Source organism: Erwinia sp. QL-Z3 (assembly GCF_004551645.1).
GTDB classification, from domain to species: Bacteria; Pseudomonadota; Gammaproteobacteria; order Enterobacterales; family Enterobacteriaceae; genus Erwinia; species Erwinia billingiae.
Genome location: NZ_CP037950.1, coordinates 2,560,520 through 2,576,883 on the forward strand (window position 1 = coordinate 2,560,520; position 16,364 = coordinate 2,576,883).

Below are 16,364 nucleotides of genomic sequence, written 5' to 3' on the forward strand. Positions count from 1 at the left end.
TGAAGCGGCAGGATAAGAAAGGGCGACGGTAACCGTCGCCCTTTTTCTTTACTCGAAGCCGACCACGTTATGCGGCTGGTAGGCACTTTCAAGCTGGATAATCTCTTCCAGCGTCAACTCAACGTCGACTGCCTGTACCAGGTCGGCGAGCTGTTCGGTTCTTGATGCGCCGATGATCGGGGCAGTGACCGCCGGCTTAGCCAGCATCCACGCCAGCGCGACCTGCGCGCGGCTGATGCCCTTATCTTCCGCAATCGCGGCCACCCGGGCGGCAATCGCGCCGTCGTTCTCTTCGGTTTTGTCATACAGCGTGCTGCCGAACTCATCAGAGACGGAACGCGCGGTGGTTTCGCCCCATGGACGCGTCAGGCGGCCTCGCGCCAGCGGACTCCACGGCAGCACGGCAATATTCTCGGCCTGACACAGCGGATGCATTTCCCGCTCTTCTTCACGCTGGATCAGGTTGTACTGGTCCTGCATGCTGACAAAGCGTGTCCAGCCATGTAAATCTGCGGTGTACAGTGCTTTAGCGAACTGCCAGGCGAACATCGAGGATGCGCCGATGTAGCGAGCCTTGCCCGATTTCACCACGTCGTGCAGCGCTTCCAGCGTCTCCTCCAGCGGGGTGTTGTAATCCCAGCGGGGGATTTGCAGCAGGTCGACGTGATCCATCCCAAGCCGGCCAAGGCTGTCGTCAATGGATTGCATGATATTCGCGCGAGAAAGACCGCCCGAAAGGTTGCTCATCGGGAAGTAGACTTTGGTGGCGACCACGACCTCGTCGCGGCGGGCAAAATCTTTCAGCGCGCGGCCAACAATCTCTTCACTACTGCCATCGGAATAGCTGTTAGCGGTATCGAAGAAGTTGATGCCTGATTCCAGCGCTTGCCTGATCAGCGGGCGACTGCTCTCTTCAGGAAGTGTCCAGGCGTGGCGGCCTCGATCGGGTTGACCGAAGGTCATACAGCCCAGGCAAAGGCGGGAAACCGTCAGATCGGTTGTGCCCAGTGTGGTGGTTTTCATGCGAGCTCCTGCCAGTCGGTTGGCGGCGTTAAGCCGGTAAAGAACTGAATAAGCATAGCAGGAGAAAAGCTCCCCGGACGGGGAGCATTGTGCGGAATTACTGCGCGAGCCAGTCGGTGATTTGCTGCTCAATGCCTTCTGCATCAAGCAGATAGTCATGGCGGATCTCATCCTGGGTGCCCTGCGGGATAAACTCATCAGGCAGCCCGACGGTCAGAACCGGGACCAGCAGGCGCCTGGCCATCAGCAGTTCAATTACACCACTGCCTGCGCCACCTTTGATCGCGCCTTCCTCCAGCGTAATCAGCGCTTCATGGCTGGCAGCCAGCTCAATAATCAGCGCGTCATCCAGCGGTTTCACAAAACGCATATCGACCAGCGTTGCATTCAGCTTTTCAGCAACCGCTGCCGCTTCTGGCAACAGGGTGCCGAAGTTGAGGATCGCCAGCTTCTCGCCTTCGCGTTTGACCAGGCCTTTACCCAGTTGCAGCGAGGCAAGCGGCTTCAGTTCTGCGCCGGTTCCGGTGCCGCGTGGATAACGTACCGCGCTTGGCCCCTGCGAATAGTGGTAGCCGGTGTACAGCATCTGACGGCATTCGTTTTCATCGCTTGGCGTCATGATCACCATATTCGGGATACAGCGCAGGAACGAGATATCAAATGCGCCCTGATGGGTTTGTCCGTCAGCACCGACAATACCGCCACGGTCGATGGCGAACAGCACCGGCAGCTTCTGGATCGCCACGTCATGGATCAGCTGATCGTAGGCACGCTGCAGGAAGGTGGAGTAAATCGCCACCACCGGCTTATACCCCCCGATCGCCAGACCGGCAGCAAAGGTCACCGCGTGCTGCTCAGCGATGGCCACATCGAAATACTGGCCAGGATAATCGCGTGAGAAGCTGACCATGCCAGACCCTTCACGCATGGCTGGCGTGACCGCCATCAGCTTGCTGTCATCGGCGGCGGTTTCGCTCAGCCACTGCCCGAAGACTTTCGAGTAGCTTGGCAGCCCTTCAGCCGCTTTTGGCAGCAGGCCGCTGGCAGGATCGAACTTAGGCACCGCATGCCAGGAGATCGGATCCTTTTCTGCCGGGGCGTAGCCTTTGCCCTTTTTAGTCATGATATGCAGGAACTGCGGGCCTTTCAGCTCGCGCATATTCTTCAGCGTTTGCACCAGTGCCAGCACGTCGTGACCGTCGACCGGGCCGATGTAGTTAAAGCCCAGCTCTTCAAACAGGGTGCCCGGCACGACCATCCCTTTCAGGTGCTCTTCCGTACGCTTCACCAACTCTTTGATTGGCGGCAGGCTGCCCAGCACTTTTTTGCCCCCTTCACGCAGGCGTGAATAGGTTTTGCCGGACAGGATTTGCGCCAGACGATTGTTCAGCGCGCCGACGTTCTCTGAAATCGACATTTCGTTGTCATTCAGCACCACCAGCATATCGGTTTTGATATCGCCCGCATGGTTCATGGCTTCAAACGCCATCCCCGCCGTCAGCGCACCATCGCCAATCACGCACGCCGTGCGGCGGTTTTTGCCTTCTTTTTCTGCGGCGACAGCCATACCCAAACCGGCGCTGATCGACGTCGAGGAGTGCCCAACGTTCAGCACATCAAACTCGCTTTCATCGCGCCACGGGAACGGGTGCAGGCCATTTTTCTGGCGAATGGTGCCAATACGATCGCGTCGTCCGGTGAGGATTTTATGCGGGTAGGCCTGATGGCCGACATCCCACACCAGATGATCAAAAGGCGTGTTGTAAACGTAATGCAGCGCGACGGTCAGTTCCACCACGCCAAGACCAGAGGCAAAGTGGCCGCTGGAGCGGCTTACGCTGTCGAGTAAATACTGACGTAGCTCATCACAAAGTCTTGGCAGGCTCTCTTTGGGGAGCGATCGTAATTCTTGTACCGTGCTGGCCAACGCCAGCGTCGGATATTTTGCAGTATCAAAACTCATCAGAGACTCATTGTGGAAGTTATTTATTGCGTTCAATTATGTAACTTGCCAGCGCTTGTAATGACGTTGTAGTAAAAGAGTGCGCGGCAAGTGTTTCTAATGCGCTGAGTGACTCCTGATAGAGGTCCCACGCTTTGGCCCGTGCGCCGTCGAGTCCCATCAGGGCCGGGTAGGTACTTTTGCCTAAATGCTGATCGGCTCCCTGCCGTTTGCCGATAATGGCGGTATCACCCACCACATCTAAAATGTCGTCCTGCACCTGGAACGCCAGACCAATCGCATTGGCATAACGATCGAGTGCGGGCAGGGCAGCGCGCCCACGTTCTCCGGCGGCTAAAGCGCCCAGACGAACGGCGGAGCGAATTAACGCCCCGGTTTTATGGCGGTGAATTTGCTCCAGTGCGGCCAGATCAACCTGCTGGCCTTCGGCAGCCAGATCCAGCGCCTGTCCGCCGCACATCCCTGCCACGCCACTGGCCTGAGCCAGTTCTGAAAGCATCGCCACGCGGTATTCTGCGCTCACGCCTGGCATCGGTGTATCGGCCAGAATTGAAAAGGCCAGCGTTTGCAGAGCATCGCCGGCCAGGATCGCCGTATCCTCGCCAAACTTAATGTGGCAGGTTGGTTGGCCACGGCGCAAGCTGTCATCATCCATCGCCGGCAGATCGTCGTGGATCAATGAATAGGCATGAATGCATTCAACGGCTGCCGCGGGCGCATCCAGCGCGGCATCGTCCGCGCCGAGCATTTCTCCGGTGGCATACACCAGAAAAGGACGTAAGCGTTTACCCCCCAATAATGCCCCATATTCCATGGCATTAACCAGCGGGGAATTCTGAAACGGCAGTGGCGCGATAAAACGCTGTAAAGCCTGATTCACACGCGTGTGGTGTGCGGTCAGTAAATCGCTAAAATCCATTACTCATTTTCCGGCGTGAAGGGCTGCAGGTCAGCGTCTTTATCGTCGCTCAACAGGATCTGCACGCGCTGTTCAGCGGCCTGCAGTTTTTGCTGGCCCGCGCGTGCGAGCTGCACGCCGCGTTCAAATTCATTCAGCGCTTCTTCCAGCGGCAGGTCACCGCTTTCAAGACGGGATACAATCTGCTCCAGCTGCTGCAGAGAGGTTTCGAAGCTGGCTGGCTGTTCGGCTTTTTTAGGCATAATGGCGTTCTGCTCAGTCGTTTTTTTAGCGTGAAGCCGCCCATGGTAGCCGACTCGAAATGATTAGCAAAATAATGATGCTGCTAACGGATGAAGAAGCAGTGAGCGGACAGGTGTGATACACTCGAGTATTGAATGTAAAGGGCTACAAGCTGCTTTGCAATACCCTCATTTTACCAGCTAAGTGCGTCCCATTTCAGCACTTAATTGCTTAACGAACCCATGCCGCCATGAAGTTTATCATTAAGTTATTCCCCGAAATCACCATCAAAAGCCAGACCGTTCGCCTGCGTTTTATTAAAATCCTGACGACGAATATCCGTAATGTGCTGAAGGACAGCGATGAAACGCTGGCCGTGGTCCGTCACTGGGACCATATCGAAGTGCGTTCAAAGGACGATAGCAAGCGTTCCGTACTGGTTGAAGGGCTGCAGCGCATCCCCGGCATTCACCATATCCTCGACGTGGAAGATCGTGCTTATACCGATATGCACGATATCTTTGAGCAGACGCTGGAGCTGAACCGCGATCGTATTGAAGGGAAAACCTTTGCTGTCCGCGTGAAGCGCCGGGGCAAGCATGATTTCAGCTCGCAGGATGTGGAGCGTTACGTTGGCGGCGGGCTCAATCAGCACGTGGCCAGCGCCCAGGTGAAGCTGAATCACCCGCAGGTGACGGTGAATCTGGAAATTGAAGACGATCGTATGCTGTTAGTGACCGGCCGTCATGAAGGCATCGGTGGCTTCCCGATCGGCACTCAGGAAGATGTGCTGTCGCTGATTTCCGGCGGCTTCGACTCCGGTGTATCCAGCTATATGCTGATGCGTCGCGGTTGCCGCGTGCATTACTGCTTCTTCAACCTTGGCGGCGCAGCGCATGAAATCGGCGTTCGTCAGGTGGCGCATTATCTGTGGAACCGTTTTGGTCGCTCGCACAAGGTGCGTTTTGTGGCGATCAACTTCGAGCCGGTGGTCGGTGAGATCCTCGAGAAAGTGGAAGACGGTCAGATGGGCGTAGTGCTGAAGCGCATGATGGTGCGTGCCGCATCTCAAATCGCCGAGCGTTATGACGTGCAGGCGCTGGTAACCGGTGAAGCGCTTGGCCAGGTGTCCAGCCAGACGCTGACCAACCTGCGCTTAATCGATAACGCCAGCGACACGCTGATCCTGCGCCCGCTGATTTCCCATGATAAAGAGCACATCATTAATCTGGCGCGTCATATCGGTACGGAAGATTTTGCCCGTACCATGCCGGAATACTGCGGTGTGATTTCCAAAAGCCCAACCGTCAAAGCGGTCAAGGCGAAGATCGAAGCGGAAGAGCAGAACTTCGATTTTGCTATTCTCGATCGGATGGTCGCAGAAGCCACCAACGTCGATATCCGGCGTATTGCGGAAGATACCGAGCAGGAAGTCGTTGAAGTCGAAACGGTGGTGTCATTCGGCCCGGAAGATATGGTGCTGGATATCCGTTCTGCCGATGAGCAGGACGATCGTCCGCTGGAGCTGGAAGGGGTGGAAGTGAAAGGCCTGCCGTTTTATAAGCTCAGCACCCAGTTCGGCAATCTGGACCAGAGCAAAACCTGGCTGCTTTACTGCGATCGCGGCGTAATGAGCCGTCTGCAGGCACTTTACCTGCACGAGCAGGGCTTCAAAAATGTGAAGGTCTATCGTCCGTAGTGGGCCGTGGAGCTGACTTATCCCGTCAGCTTCACCCTTGTCAGCAGGCACTTTCCCCGCCTGCTGGCACCTCACGCTGTTTCTTAGCGTCGATCCTATTCAATCCACTCGCGGTAATCATAAATTCCGGCAGCGACCACCAGCTGTTTCGCCACTTCATGGGCTTTATCCCGGCCCAAAATCAGGTCGATTAACTTCAGCGCGAAGTCGATAGAGGTGCCCGGTGCCTGGCTGGTCAGGAGATTGACGCGCGGATCCCACACCACCCGTTTATCCATCCACTTCTCATCCGGAATGGTCTCTTTCAGGCCCGGAAAACCGGTCATGTTGCCGACCGGGAACAGGTTATGGGGGATCAGCACCGTGCCGGCGGCGGCACAAATCGCGGCAACAATACGGCCTGAGAGATGGAACTGGCGCACCGTTTCAACCAGTAGCGGGCTGTCGCGGAAGGCTTCAGCGCCTTTCAGGCCGCCGGGCAGCACGATGGCGGCAAAATCATTATCTGCCACCTCCACCAGCGGCGCATCGGCAATCAGCCTGACGCCGCGCGAGCAGCGGATTTCTCTGCTGCCGTCATCCGTCACGCTGGCAGTGGTCACGTTCAGCCCGGCGCGCACCAGCAGGTCGATAGTGGTGACCGCTTCCGTTTCTTCACTGCCAGGTGCCAGGCAAACCAGTACCGATGCGTTCTCGCTCATAATCTTGTTCCTTTCGCTTAATCAATTCATAAAGTCGGCTATTTTCAGGCGTTGCCAGGCCTTGTGCCCGCGCTCGTCGGATGACGTAGCCGGTAATGTAATCTATTTCTGTGCGACGTTCGGCGCGGATGTCCTGCAGCATGGAAGAGGTATTGGCGGCGGTGGAGTTGATCACGTCCAGCACATAGTCGAGCAGCCCTTCACGCGAGGTATGCTGGCCTTCGCGTTCCATCACCATCGCCACTTCATTGCACAGCGCCAAGACTTCATCCAGATGATTAAGCAGTTCACCATTGGTGCAGTCGTACTGCACGGTCAGCGGGTTAATCACGCAATTAACAGCGAGTTTTTGCCATGCGGCGGAGGCCACATTATTGTGCCAGGCCACATCCGGCAGCGCCTGCTGCAACACCTCTGCCAGATCGCTGAGTGCCGCCGCATCGGCAGAGGTTGGGCCGATGTGGGTGATGCCGGCCGCCACGTGGACGATCACCGTACCGTCGCGTTTCGCCGCATGCGTGGTGATACCTCGCAGTAGCGGCTGATGCAGGGCTTTCAGTTCATCCAGCGTCCCCATGCCGTTATGCAGCAGCAGGATCGGGCAGTCATCGCGCAGGATAAACTGCAAATTCTTCACCGCCTCGGAAACCTGCCAGGCTTTGAGGGTGACGAGCAGCAGGTCGCTTTCCGCGAGGAACTTTGGATCGTTGGCTATGCATGTCTTATTGATCGTCGTGCCATTCAGATCGATGACGTTGACGGAGCAGTAGGGCTGCGGCACCCGCAGCCAGCCCTGTACATCATGTCCCTGAGCGTCGAGGGCAGCTAACCAGATTTGCCCTAATGCACCGCATCCCAGTACGGTAATCTTCATACGTCCTCCCCGCGTGCGGGTTGCGTTAGTACCACCTTGCTGTCAGCCCATCACGGCGCCGCGCAGGTTTGTTATCCTTATTATAGCTTTCAACGCCGATGGTTTTTTTAACGGCGCTAAGTCGGTATTATGCATGTCACTTTAGGATCAGGAGAATACATCATGCCATCTTTCGATATCGTTTCAGAAATTGACATGCAGGAAGTCCGAAATGCGGTGGAAAATGCCAACCGCGAAATCTCAAGCCGTTTCGATTTTCGTAACGTGACCGCCAGCTATGAGCTGATTGAGAAAAACGAGTCTATCAAGGTGTTAAGCGAGTCTGACTTTCAGGTTAAACAGCTGATTGATATTCTGCGCGAAAGGCTGCTGAAGCGTGGCATTGAAGGCGCGGCGCTGGAGATCCCGGAAGAAATTGAGCACAGCGGTAAAACCTGGAGCGTGGAAGCCAAAATGAAAAAAGGCATTCCTGCGGATGTGGCGAAAAAGCTGGTTAAGCTGATCAAAGACAGCAAAATCAAAGTGCAGACGCAGATTCAGGGTGAAGAATTACGCGTGACGGGGAAATCTCGTGATGACCTGCAGGGCGCAATGGCGCTGGTGCGTGGTGGTGATTTGGGACAGCCTTTCCAGTTTAAAAACTTCCGCGACTAAGTAATCCCAGACAGCGGGGCTTTTCAGGGCCGCGCTGGCTGGTTATCTGCATCGATCAGGCCGCTTCGGCGACCAGCTTTTCGATCTCTGCGCGGTTGGTCACCTTGCTGTCGATCTTCACGTAAGCACTTTTCTCTTCCGGCACGATAAACACCGCGGCCACGCCCGGTTGCGCTTTAAGACGCTGCTCCAGCACGCTCTTGTCTAATGTACTGCCATCCAACATGATGCGTAAGCTGCTGACATACGGCGGTTCCTTCATTGTACAGCTCACCAGTAGCCAGATCGCCGCCACCAGGCTGCCGACCACGAACACCGATTGCGCATCAAAATGACCGAATACCCAACCGCCCATGCTGCCGCCAATGGCCACGCCTAAAAACTGGCTGGTGGAATAGAGGCCCATTGCGGTGCCTTTATAACCCGGAGGTGACTCTTTACTGATTAGCGACGGTAAAATGGCTTCCATCAGGTTAAAGCCAATAAAGAATAGCTGCACACCGACCACCAGCGTCCAGAAATTACTTCCCGCACCCCACAGCACGATTTCTGCAATCAGCATCAGGGCAACACAGCTGACAAATACCCGCTTCATGCGACGCTTCACTTCCGCGTAAATGATAAACGGGATCACGCCGCAGAAGGCGACCAGCATGGTGACCAGATAGACTTTCCAGTGCTGCTCCGCAGGGAAACCTGCGCGCTCAAACTCACCCGGTAGGGCGACGAAGCTCGACATCAGCAGAATATGCAGGCACAGGATGCCAAAGTTCAGCTTCACCAGGCGCGGATTGGTCAGCACGGCTTTGAAGGTGCCTTTCACCATGCCCGATTCGCGGTTCAGAATATGGTTCGGCGTCGACGGCACCACCCACAGGGTGATCGCAATGCCTAAGGTCGCCAGACAGGCAATCATCCAGAACAGCGCATGCAGGCCAAGGGCATGGGTAATGATCGGACCCAGCACCATCGCAATGGCAAAGGTCACGCCGAAGCTGATACCAATAAAGGCCATCGCTTTGGTACGGTTCTGTTCACGGGTTAAATCGGAAAGCAACGCCATCACCGCGGCGGCAATCGCGCCGGAACCCTGCAACGCACGGCCCAGGATCACGCCCCAGATGGAAGTGGTGCTCGCGGCAATGACGCTGCCGAGAACGAAAATCAGGAGTCCACCGACGATTAACGGTTTGCGGCCAATACGGTCCGACAATAATCCGAAGGGGATTTGGAAAACGGCTTGCGCTAAACCGTAGATGCCAATGGCGAGTCCAATCAGTGCTTCACTTGCTCCCTGCAATGCCATGCCGTAAGTGGTCAGGACGGGCAATACCATAAACATTCCCAACATACGCAGGGAAAATACCGTCCCCAAACCCCATGTCGCACGCAACTCGACTGGAGTCATTTTATTATCGTTCATTACTACCTCAGTTTATCTGGTCGACGTATTTTAGGCGGCGGGGGAGGGTGGGTAAAATAATACTTGTCGCGAAGTGGTAACAAAAAGAAAGGGCGCGATAATCGCGCCCTTTATGATGAGGTCTGTGTTACCTGACCATCGTCAGCAGGTCTTTCGAGGCCGGAGCCATGAAATCGACCGACATCATAACGCTCAGTGCGGTAATGGCGACGATAGAGAAGACAAACAGCTTACGGGCCCAAACGCGATCGTTCTGCGTTTTGTAACCTGAAAGCGCCATCCCCAACCACCACACGCTGACTGCCGCAGCAACCACCAGATATTTGTAGCCGGCATAACCGCCCAGCGTTAGCATCAGGGTGGCAACCATAAAGGCGATGATGTACATCGTAATATGGTTTTTTGCCACGGAGATGCCTTTTACCACCGGCAGAACCGGGATATTCGCTGCCTGGTAATCTTTAAAGCGGAAGATCGCAATCGCATAAGAATGCGGCATCTGCCACAGGCTAAAGATAGCCAGCAGGATCAAGGCACCCGCATCGAAATGGCTGGTGACGGCACAGTAGCCAATTACCGGCGGCGCAGCGCCAGAAAGACTACCAATCAACGTGCCGTACACAGAATTGCGCTTCATGTACAGGCTGTAAACGCCGACATAAACCACAAAGCCCATCACCGCCAGCCACATGGCCAGCGGGTTTGCTCCGAAATACAACAACGCGAATCCAGCAATACCCAGAACGGTTGCATAAACCAGAGAGACTGTCGGAGAAATGAGGCCTTTAACCAGCACTCGATTTCTGGTCCTCTCCATTTTTACGTCGATGTCACGGTCGATAAAGTTGTTATAAACACAACCTGATGCGACCACCAGCGAAACGCCGACTAAGGTGGAGAGAAACAGGGGATAGTCGATGCTGCCTTTCGAGGCCAGCAGGAACCCCCCAATCACAGAAATTAAATTTCCGAAAATAATTCCTGGTTTCGTTACTTGCAGGTATTGCTTAATCATCACGGGTAACTCGGTTAGTTGGCCATCATGTTGTAGTTGAGGTTCCACATGATCCACAGCGAGCCAACAACTACTATCAAGATGATAATTGCAGAGAACACAATTGCCACCAGGTTCCATCTTTCTTCAGAGGAAGTGTTTAAGTGCAGGAAGTAGACCAGATGCACCAGCACCTGGACAATCGCACACACAATCACCACACCCAGGATGGTCGCTTTTGAAGCGCCGCCGTCCATCACCATCCAGAAAGGGATTGCCGTCAGAATGATCGACAGAATAAAGCCGATCATATAAGACTTCACGCTACCGTGTGAGGCACCATGTTCGTTCGTAGAATGACTCATTACATGGCTCCCATCAGGTAGACAATGGTGAATACACAAATCCATACCACATCCAGGAAGTGCCAGAACAGGCTCAGACACAGGATACGGGTACGGTTAGTCGGCGTCAGACCACGTTTGGAGACTTGGTACATCAGTACCGCCATCCAGATCAGGCCAGAGGTTACGTGCAGACCGTGCGTCCCAACCAGCGTGAAGAACGCTGACAGGAAGCCACTGCGCTGCGGACCAAACCCTTCCATAATCAGGTGATGGAATTCATAGATTTCCATCGCGATGAAACCGGCACCGAACAGGAAAGTCAGCATCAGCCAGCTAATCACTGAGCCTTTGCTGCCTTTGTTCATGCTGATAACTGCAAAACCATAGGTAATGGAGCTCAACAGAAGCAGGGCGGTTTCACCGAGAACGAACGGCAGTTCGAAAATATCTTTACCAGCCGGGCCACCCGCGGTGCTGTTAACCATCACACCGAAGGTTGCAAACAGGGTGGCAAAGATGATGCAGTCGCTCATCAGGTAGATCCAGAAGCCAAAGACTTTATTGGCTCCTGCATCGTGATGCCCATGCTCCGCATGGGCGTCGTGGTGCTTAGTCAGAGTTTCAGTCGACATTTTTCAGACCTGCTTTGCTAATTTCGTCAAAGTGCTGATTCTCGATTTTTTCGATCTCGGCAACGGGAACGTAATAATCAACGTCTTCGTCAAAGCTCTTGATGATCCAGGTTAAGATCATACCGAGGAACGACAGACCTACCAGCCACCAGATGTGCCAGATAGCTGCGAAACCAAACACCAGGCTGAATGCACCGATCACCACACCAGCGCCGCTGTTCTTCGGCATGTGGACCTCTTCGTAGTGCGCAGGCTGTTTGTACGCTTCGCCTTTTTCCTTCATTTCCCAGAACGCATCGCGCTCGTGGATAACAGGCACTTCAGCAAAGTTGTAGAACGGTGGTGGTGAAGAGGTTGCCCACTCCAGCGTACGGCCGCCCCATGGATCGCCGGTCACATCACGCAGCTGCTCACGGTCACGTACCGAGACCCAGAACTGAGTGATTTGGCACAACACACCACAGGCGATCAGCGCAGCACCAAACGCTGCTACAACCAGCAGTGGGTGGAACTGTGGATCGATATCCTGGCTCAGACGACGGGTCATCCCCATGAAGCCCAGTGCGTACAGCGGCATAAAGGCAACGAAGAAACCAATGATCCAGAACCAGAAGGCGCGGATGCCCCATTTTTCGTTCAGGCAGAAGCCGAACGCTTTAGGGAACCAGTAAGTCACACCTGCGAAGCAACCGAATACCACACCACCGATAATCACGTTATGGAAGTGAGCAATCAGGAACAGACTGTTGTGCAGCACGAAGTCAGCACCTGGCAACGCCAGCAGAACACCGGTCATACCACCGACAGAGAAGGTGACCAGGAAGCCTACGGTCCACAACATCGCAGAGTGCATCTGAATGCGGCCCTGGTACATGGTGAACAGCCAGTTGAAGATTTTAACGCCGGTAGGAATGGCGATAATCATCGTCATAATACCGAAGAAGGCGTTAACGTTCGCGCCCGCGCCCATGGTGAAGAAGTGGTGCAGCCACACGATGAAGGACAGGATGGTAATTACAATCGTTGCCCAAACCAGTGAGGTGTAACCAAACAGGCGCTTTTTAGAGAAGGTTGCTACCACTTCGGAGAACACACCGAAGACCGGCAGAACCAGGATATACACTTCCGGATGTCCCCAAACCCAAATCAGGTTTACGTACATCATCATGTTGCCGCCCATTTCATTGGTGAAGAAATGGAAGCCCAGATAACGATCCAGGGTCAGCAACGCCAGCGTCACGGTCAGAACCGGGAAGGAAGCGATAATCAGAACGTTAGTACACAGCGACGCCCAGGTGAAGACAGGCATCTTGAACATGGTCATGCCAGGTGCACGCATTTTCAGGATAGTAACGAAGAAGTTAATACCTGTTAATGTCGTACCGATCCCCGACAGCTGAAGACTCCATATCCAGTAGTCAACACCGACCCCCGGACTGTACTCAGCGCCGGAAAGCGGTGGATAAGCCAGCCAGCCGGTCTGAGCAAATTCGCCCACACCCAGTGACAGGTTAACCAGCACCACACCGACAGCCGTGAACCAGAAGCTCAGGTTGTTCAGGAACGGGAAGGCCACATCGCGCGCACCGATCTGCAGAGGAACAGCAATGTTCATCAGACCGATAACAAATGGCATCGCTACGAAGAAGATCATGATCACGCCGTGAGCGGTGAAGATCTGGTCGTAGTGATGAGGCGGTAAGAATCCTGCCTCGCCGGCCGAAGCCAGTACCTGCTGGCTACGCATCATCACCGCATCGGCAAAACCGCGCAGCAGCATGACGAAGGCCACGATGATATACATGATACCGAGTTTTTTATGGTCGACAGACGTCAGCCACTCAGACCACAGGTATTGCCACTTACCGAAATAAGTGATTGCTCCAGCGACTGCCAGACCACCAAGAATGATGGCGGCGACCGTAATCACGATAATCGGTTCGTGATACGGTACTGCATCAAGGGTTAATTTTCCCAACATCGTATTATTCCTCGGCTCCCGCTTTAGGGGCTTCGTTCATGTCCATGCCTTCGTGTCCTGACATGTCCATTTTCCCGTGGCTCATCTTGAATTTGCCAATCACTTGCTTGAACAATTCAGGATTTGCGGTAGAGAAGAACTCAACCGGATGGTTTTCGCTTGGCGCTGCCAGTTTCTCGAAGTCATCCATGGTTGTCAGCGTATTGGATGAGTCTTTCACTTTTGCTACCCACTGATCGAATGACGCATTATCAGGAGTGGCAATCGCTTTGAACTTCATACCAGAGAAGCCGCGACCACTGAAGTTGGAGGAGATACCGTCAAACGTGCCTGGTTCATTCGCAATCAGATGCAGTTTAGTCTGCATGCCCGCCATAGCGTAAATCTGGCTACCGAGGGTAGGAATAAAGAAGGAGTTCATAACGGAGTTAGACGTGATCTTGAAGCTGACCGGCGTATTCGCAGGGAATGCGATTTGGTTAACTGTTGCAATACCCTGTTCCGGGTAAATGAACAGCCATTTCCAGTCCAATGCAACCACATCAATCTCAATCGGCTTCACATCGGAAACCAAAGGCTTGCTTGGATCAAGCGCGTGGGTAGATTTCCACGTCAGGATCGCAAGGAAGATAATGATCAAAATGGGAACAGTCCACACCACGGCTTCCACTTTATTAGAGTGTGACCAGTTAGGGCTGTATTTTGCATTGGTATTGGATGCCCGATATTTCCAGGCGAACACCACTGCCATCAAGACTGCGGGAATAACGACGATCATCATCAAGCCGAAGGCTGTCAGTATCAGCGAACGTTGCTCCAGTGCAACCTGTCCTTTGGGATTCAACAATGCACTATCACAGCCACTTAACAATAAAGTGCCTGCAATTAATGACAAAATCCCCAAACTTTTTTTGTATTTCCTGAGTCTCATTTAACGACCTCAATGACAAGGGCTCTATTGTCGTTTAAGTGTGGCGGCATTTTACGGGAACGTTTCAGTACTGTAAACCAGCAACATCTTGTGTCAGCGCCGTGTTGACACCTTTTGCAAACACAGTCACAGATGTTGCCGAAGGTGACAAAATATGAATGCCAGCAAGGGTTTGCCTCTAATATAACAAAAACCAATGATAACCGCGTTTTTTAACAGGTCTCTGCTATAAACAGCGAAATTGGCACTCAATTATTTAACATACCCGCATCATTTGTGTGATTTAGTTTATACAATAATAATAACGCACCGGGTTTTAATAGTCTGTGGCAGAGAAATGTAAAGGTGAAAACCTTTTAGGAAATAACGGAAGGCGGGAAAATGTGACAATGCACTAATTGTTAAAAAAAGGCGGCTTTTCGAACGGTGCCGCCGTTTTTTCGCCCGCTAAAAAGGGCGCTATTGTTAAATGTTTGTGCCGGCCCGAAGCGTTATTTTTTTGCCTGAGCCAACATAACTTTACTTTTGCTGTGTAGCCGGGCGCTGAGCGACGAAGTCTAACAAACTGCCGGTGACAATGCCCAACAGCGCCAGAATGGCCCCTGATTCAAACAGAACGCTAATGATTGAGCCCGCATCCAGCAGGTTTGTTGCGCGTAATGCCAGCAAAATCAGTCCTGCCACTACCAACGCTGAACCCAACTTCAAGGCGCGTAATGCCCATTTATATCCGGAAGCGAAGCGGGTTCGCGGTAAAAATGACTGATGGGTTTGCGCATGTTCCAGCGTGGTTCGGCATCCGGCCAGCAGCAGCAAACCGGGCAGAGCTGCCACCACTGAGAAGGCATAAAACGTCGGCCAGCCCCAGCTCTCAACAAACCATCCTGCCACCGGGCCAACATACACCCGGCCAACGGCGGACAACGCGGAGAGCAGGGCAAATTGCGTGGCGGAGAAAGACTTATTACACAACGTCATCAGCAGCGCCACAAAGGCGGCGGTGCCCATACCGCCACACAGATTCTCGACAAACACGGCCGCTGCCATGCTGTAAAGATGTTTGTCGGTGACGGCCAGAATCCAGTACGCCAGGTTTGATACCGCCTGCAGGATGCCAAACAGCATCAGCGCCCGGAACAGGCTCAGGCGCTGCATCAGTACGCCGCCGTAAAGCGCGCCAATTATCGTGGCAATCAACCCAAGGGTTTTATTCACCAGCCCCACGTCGCCGGCATCAAAGCCAACGCCACGGATGAGGAAAATGGTGGTCAGGCTGGCAGCAAACGCATCACCCAGCTTATAAAGGACAATCAGAGAGAGGATCAGCCAGGCATTGTTGCGGTTGAAAAAGTCGCGCAGCGGGGCAATGACCGCCTCTTCAAGGCTGTGAGGGCGGGCAACCGGATCGCTGGGCTCTTTCGCTAACAGCGTGGCGATTACCCCAGGCACCATCATCGCCGCCATCAGCCACCAGATCGCCTGCCATCCGAGATATCGGTCTGCAAGCCATAGCGCCAGTCCGCCTGACACCAACATCGCCAGACGATAACCAAGGACGCTGATCGCCGCACCGCTACCGCGTTCTTCGGCGGGCAGCACATCGGTCTTCCAGGCATCAAAGACAATATCCTGCGAGGCGGAACAGAAGGCAACCAACACCGCGAGAGCCGCCAGCAGGGTCAGATTGCGTGAGGGATCCATAAATCCCATCAGGGCAATCCCGACAATCAACAGGATCTGCGTCACCAGTAACCAGCCACGACGACGGCCTAAAAACGGCGGCGTGTAGCGGTCCATCAACGGAGACCAGAGGAATTTGAACACGTAGGCCTGCCCGACCAGAGAGAAGAAGCCTATCGTTTTGATATCGACGTTTTCGACGGCCATCCAGGCTTGCAGCGTTCCCGATGTCAGCGCGAGCGGCAGACCGGAGGCAAAGCCAAGGAGCAGAAGAAGGGCGGCATTTCGTTGGGTAAAAATCTGGAGGTAATGGCTGGGCAT

15 protein-coding genes are annotated in these 16,364 nt (G+C 54.1%); 2 read left to right on the forward strand and 13 right to left on the reverse strand.

Going from position 1 to position 16,364, the window contains the following annotated elements:
- Positions 1-48: 48 nt before the first annotated feature.
- The 4 genes from E2F51_RS12395 to xseB all read right to left on the reverse strand — a co-directional run bounded on the left by E2F51_RS12395 (position 49) and on the right by xseB (position 4,147).
- Positions 49-1,023 (reverse strand): aldo/keto reductase, encoded by a 975-nt coding sequence (locus E2F51_RS12395; protein ID WP_134823589.1) that lies wholly within the window; start codon positions 1,021-1,023, stop codon positions 49-51.
- 97 nt (positions 1,024-1,120) lie between these two features.
- Positions 1,121-2,986: a 1-deoxy-D-xylulose-5-phosphate synthase gene (gene dxs / locus E2F51_RS12400; protein ID WP_013201022.1), complete on the reverse strand. Its 1,866-nt coding sequence runs from the start codon at positions 2,984-2,986 to the stop codon at positions 1,121-1,123.
- 19 nt (positions 2,987-3,005) lie between these two features.
- Positions 3,006-3,905, reverse strand: coding sequence for a (2E,6E)-farnesyl diphosphate synthase (gene ispA, locus E2F51_RS12405; RefSeq protein WP_013201023.1), 900 nt, complete (start codon positions 3,903-3,905; stop codon positions 3,006-3,008).
- Positions 3,905-4,147 (reverse strand): exodeoxyribonuclease VII small subunit, encoded by a 243-nt coding sequence (xseB, locus tag E2F51_RS12410; protein ID WP_013201024.1) that lies wholly within the window; start codon positions 4,145-4,147, stop codon positions 3,905-3,907. Before xseB ends, ispA begins: the two co-directional genes overlap by 1 nt.
- 230 nt (positions 4,148-4,377) lie before the next feature.
- On the opposite strand from xseB, the gene thiI reads away from it, so the two are divergent.
- Positions 4,378-5,826: a tRNA uracil 4-sulfurtransferase ThiI gene (gene thiI, locus E2F51_RS12415; RefSeq protein ID WP_013201025.1), complete on the forward strand. Its 1,449-nt coding sequence runs from the start codon at positions 4,378-4,380 to the stop codon at positions 5,824-5,826.
- A gap of 95 nt (positions 5,827-5,921) precedes the next feature.
- On the opposite strand, the gene yajL is transcribed toward thiI, so the two are convergent.
- Entirely contained in the window at positions 5,922-6,527 is a 606-nt protein-coding gene (gene yajL / locus E2F51_RS12420; protein ID WP_053141824.1) for a protein deglycase YajL, read from the reverse strand.
- Complete coding sequence (gene panE / locus E2F51_RS12425) at positions 6,481-7,401, reverse strand: 2-dehydropantoate 2-reductase (protein WP_134823590.1); 921 nt, start codon at positions 7,399-7,401, stop codon at positions 6,481-6,483. The genes yajL and panE overlap by 47 nt, the downstream gene beginning before the upstream one ends.
- 162 nt (positions 7,402-7,563) lie before the next feature.
- Here panE and E2F51_RS12430 point away from each other — a divergent pair, with 162 nt between their 5' ends.
- The gene (locus E2F51_RS12430; RefSeq protein ID WP_013201028.1) at positions 7,564-8,055 is read left to right on the forward strand and encodes a YajQ family cyclic di-GMP-binding protein; all 492 of its coding nucleotides are present in this window, start codon (positions 7,564-7,566) and stop codon (positions 8,053-8,055) included.
- Between the two features lie 55 nt (positions 8,056-8,110).
- Here the strand turns inward: E2F51_RS12430 and E2F51_RS12435 are convergent, their stop codons facing one another.
- The 7 genes from E2F51_RS12435 to ampG form a co-directional block, all read right to left on the reverse strand.
- A complete protein-coding gene (locus E2F51_RS12435; RefSeq protein WP_134823591.1) occupies positions 8,111-9,478 on the reverse strand; it encodes an MFS transporter in 1,368 nt (455 codons plus the stop codon).
- A 127-nt stretch (positions 9,479-9,605) separates the two neighbouring features.
- Entirely contained in the window at positions 9,606-10,493 is an 888-nt protein-coding gene (gene cyoE, locus E2F51_RS12440; protein ID WP_013201030.1) for a heme o synthase, read from the reverse strand.
- A gap of 14 nt (positions 10,494-10,507) precedes the next feature.
- Positions 10,508-10,837, reverse strand: coding sequence for a cytochrome o ubiquinol oxidase subunit IV (locus E2F51_RS12445; RefSeq protein ID WP_013201031.1), 330 nt, complete (start codon positions 10,835-10,837; stop codon positions 10,508-10,510).
- Positions 10,837-11,451 (reverse strand): cytochrome o ubiquinol oxidase subunit III, encoded by a 615-nt coding sequence (locus tag E2F51_RS12450; protein ID WP_013201032.1) that lies wholly within the window; start codon positions 11,449-11,451, stop codon positions 10,837-10,839. Before E2F51_RS12450 ends, E2F51_RS12445 begins: the two co-directional genes overlap by 1 nt.
- Positions 11,441-13,432 carry a cytochrome o ubiquinol oxidase subunit I gene (gene cyoB / locus E2F51_RS12455; protein WP_134823592.1) on the reverse strand — a complete coding sequence of 664 codons (1,992 nt, stop codon included), beginning with the start codon at positions 13,430-13,432 and terminating at the stop codon, positions 11,441-11,443. Before cyoB ends, E2F51_RS12450 begins: the two co-directional genes overlap by 11 nt.
- A 4-nt stretch (positions 13,433-13,436) precedes the next feature.
- Positions 13,437-14,363: a cytochrome o ubiquinol oxidase subunit II gene (gene cyoA, locus E2F51_RS12460; RefSeq protein ID WP_134823593.1), complete on the reverse strand. Its 927-nt coding sequence runs from the start codon at positions 14,361-14,363 to the stop codon at positions 13,437-13,439.
- Positions 14,364-14,882: 519 nt separating this feature from the next.
- A complete protein-coding gene (gene ampG / locus E2F51_RS12465) occupies positions 14,883-16,364 on the reverse strand; it encodes a muropeptide MFS transporter AmpG (RefSeq protein WP_013201035.1) in 1,482 nt (493 codons plus the stop codon).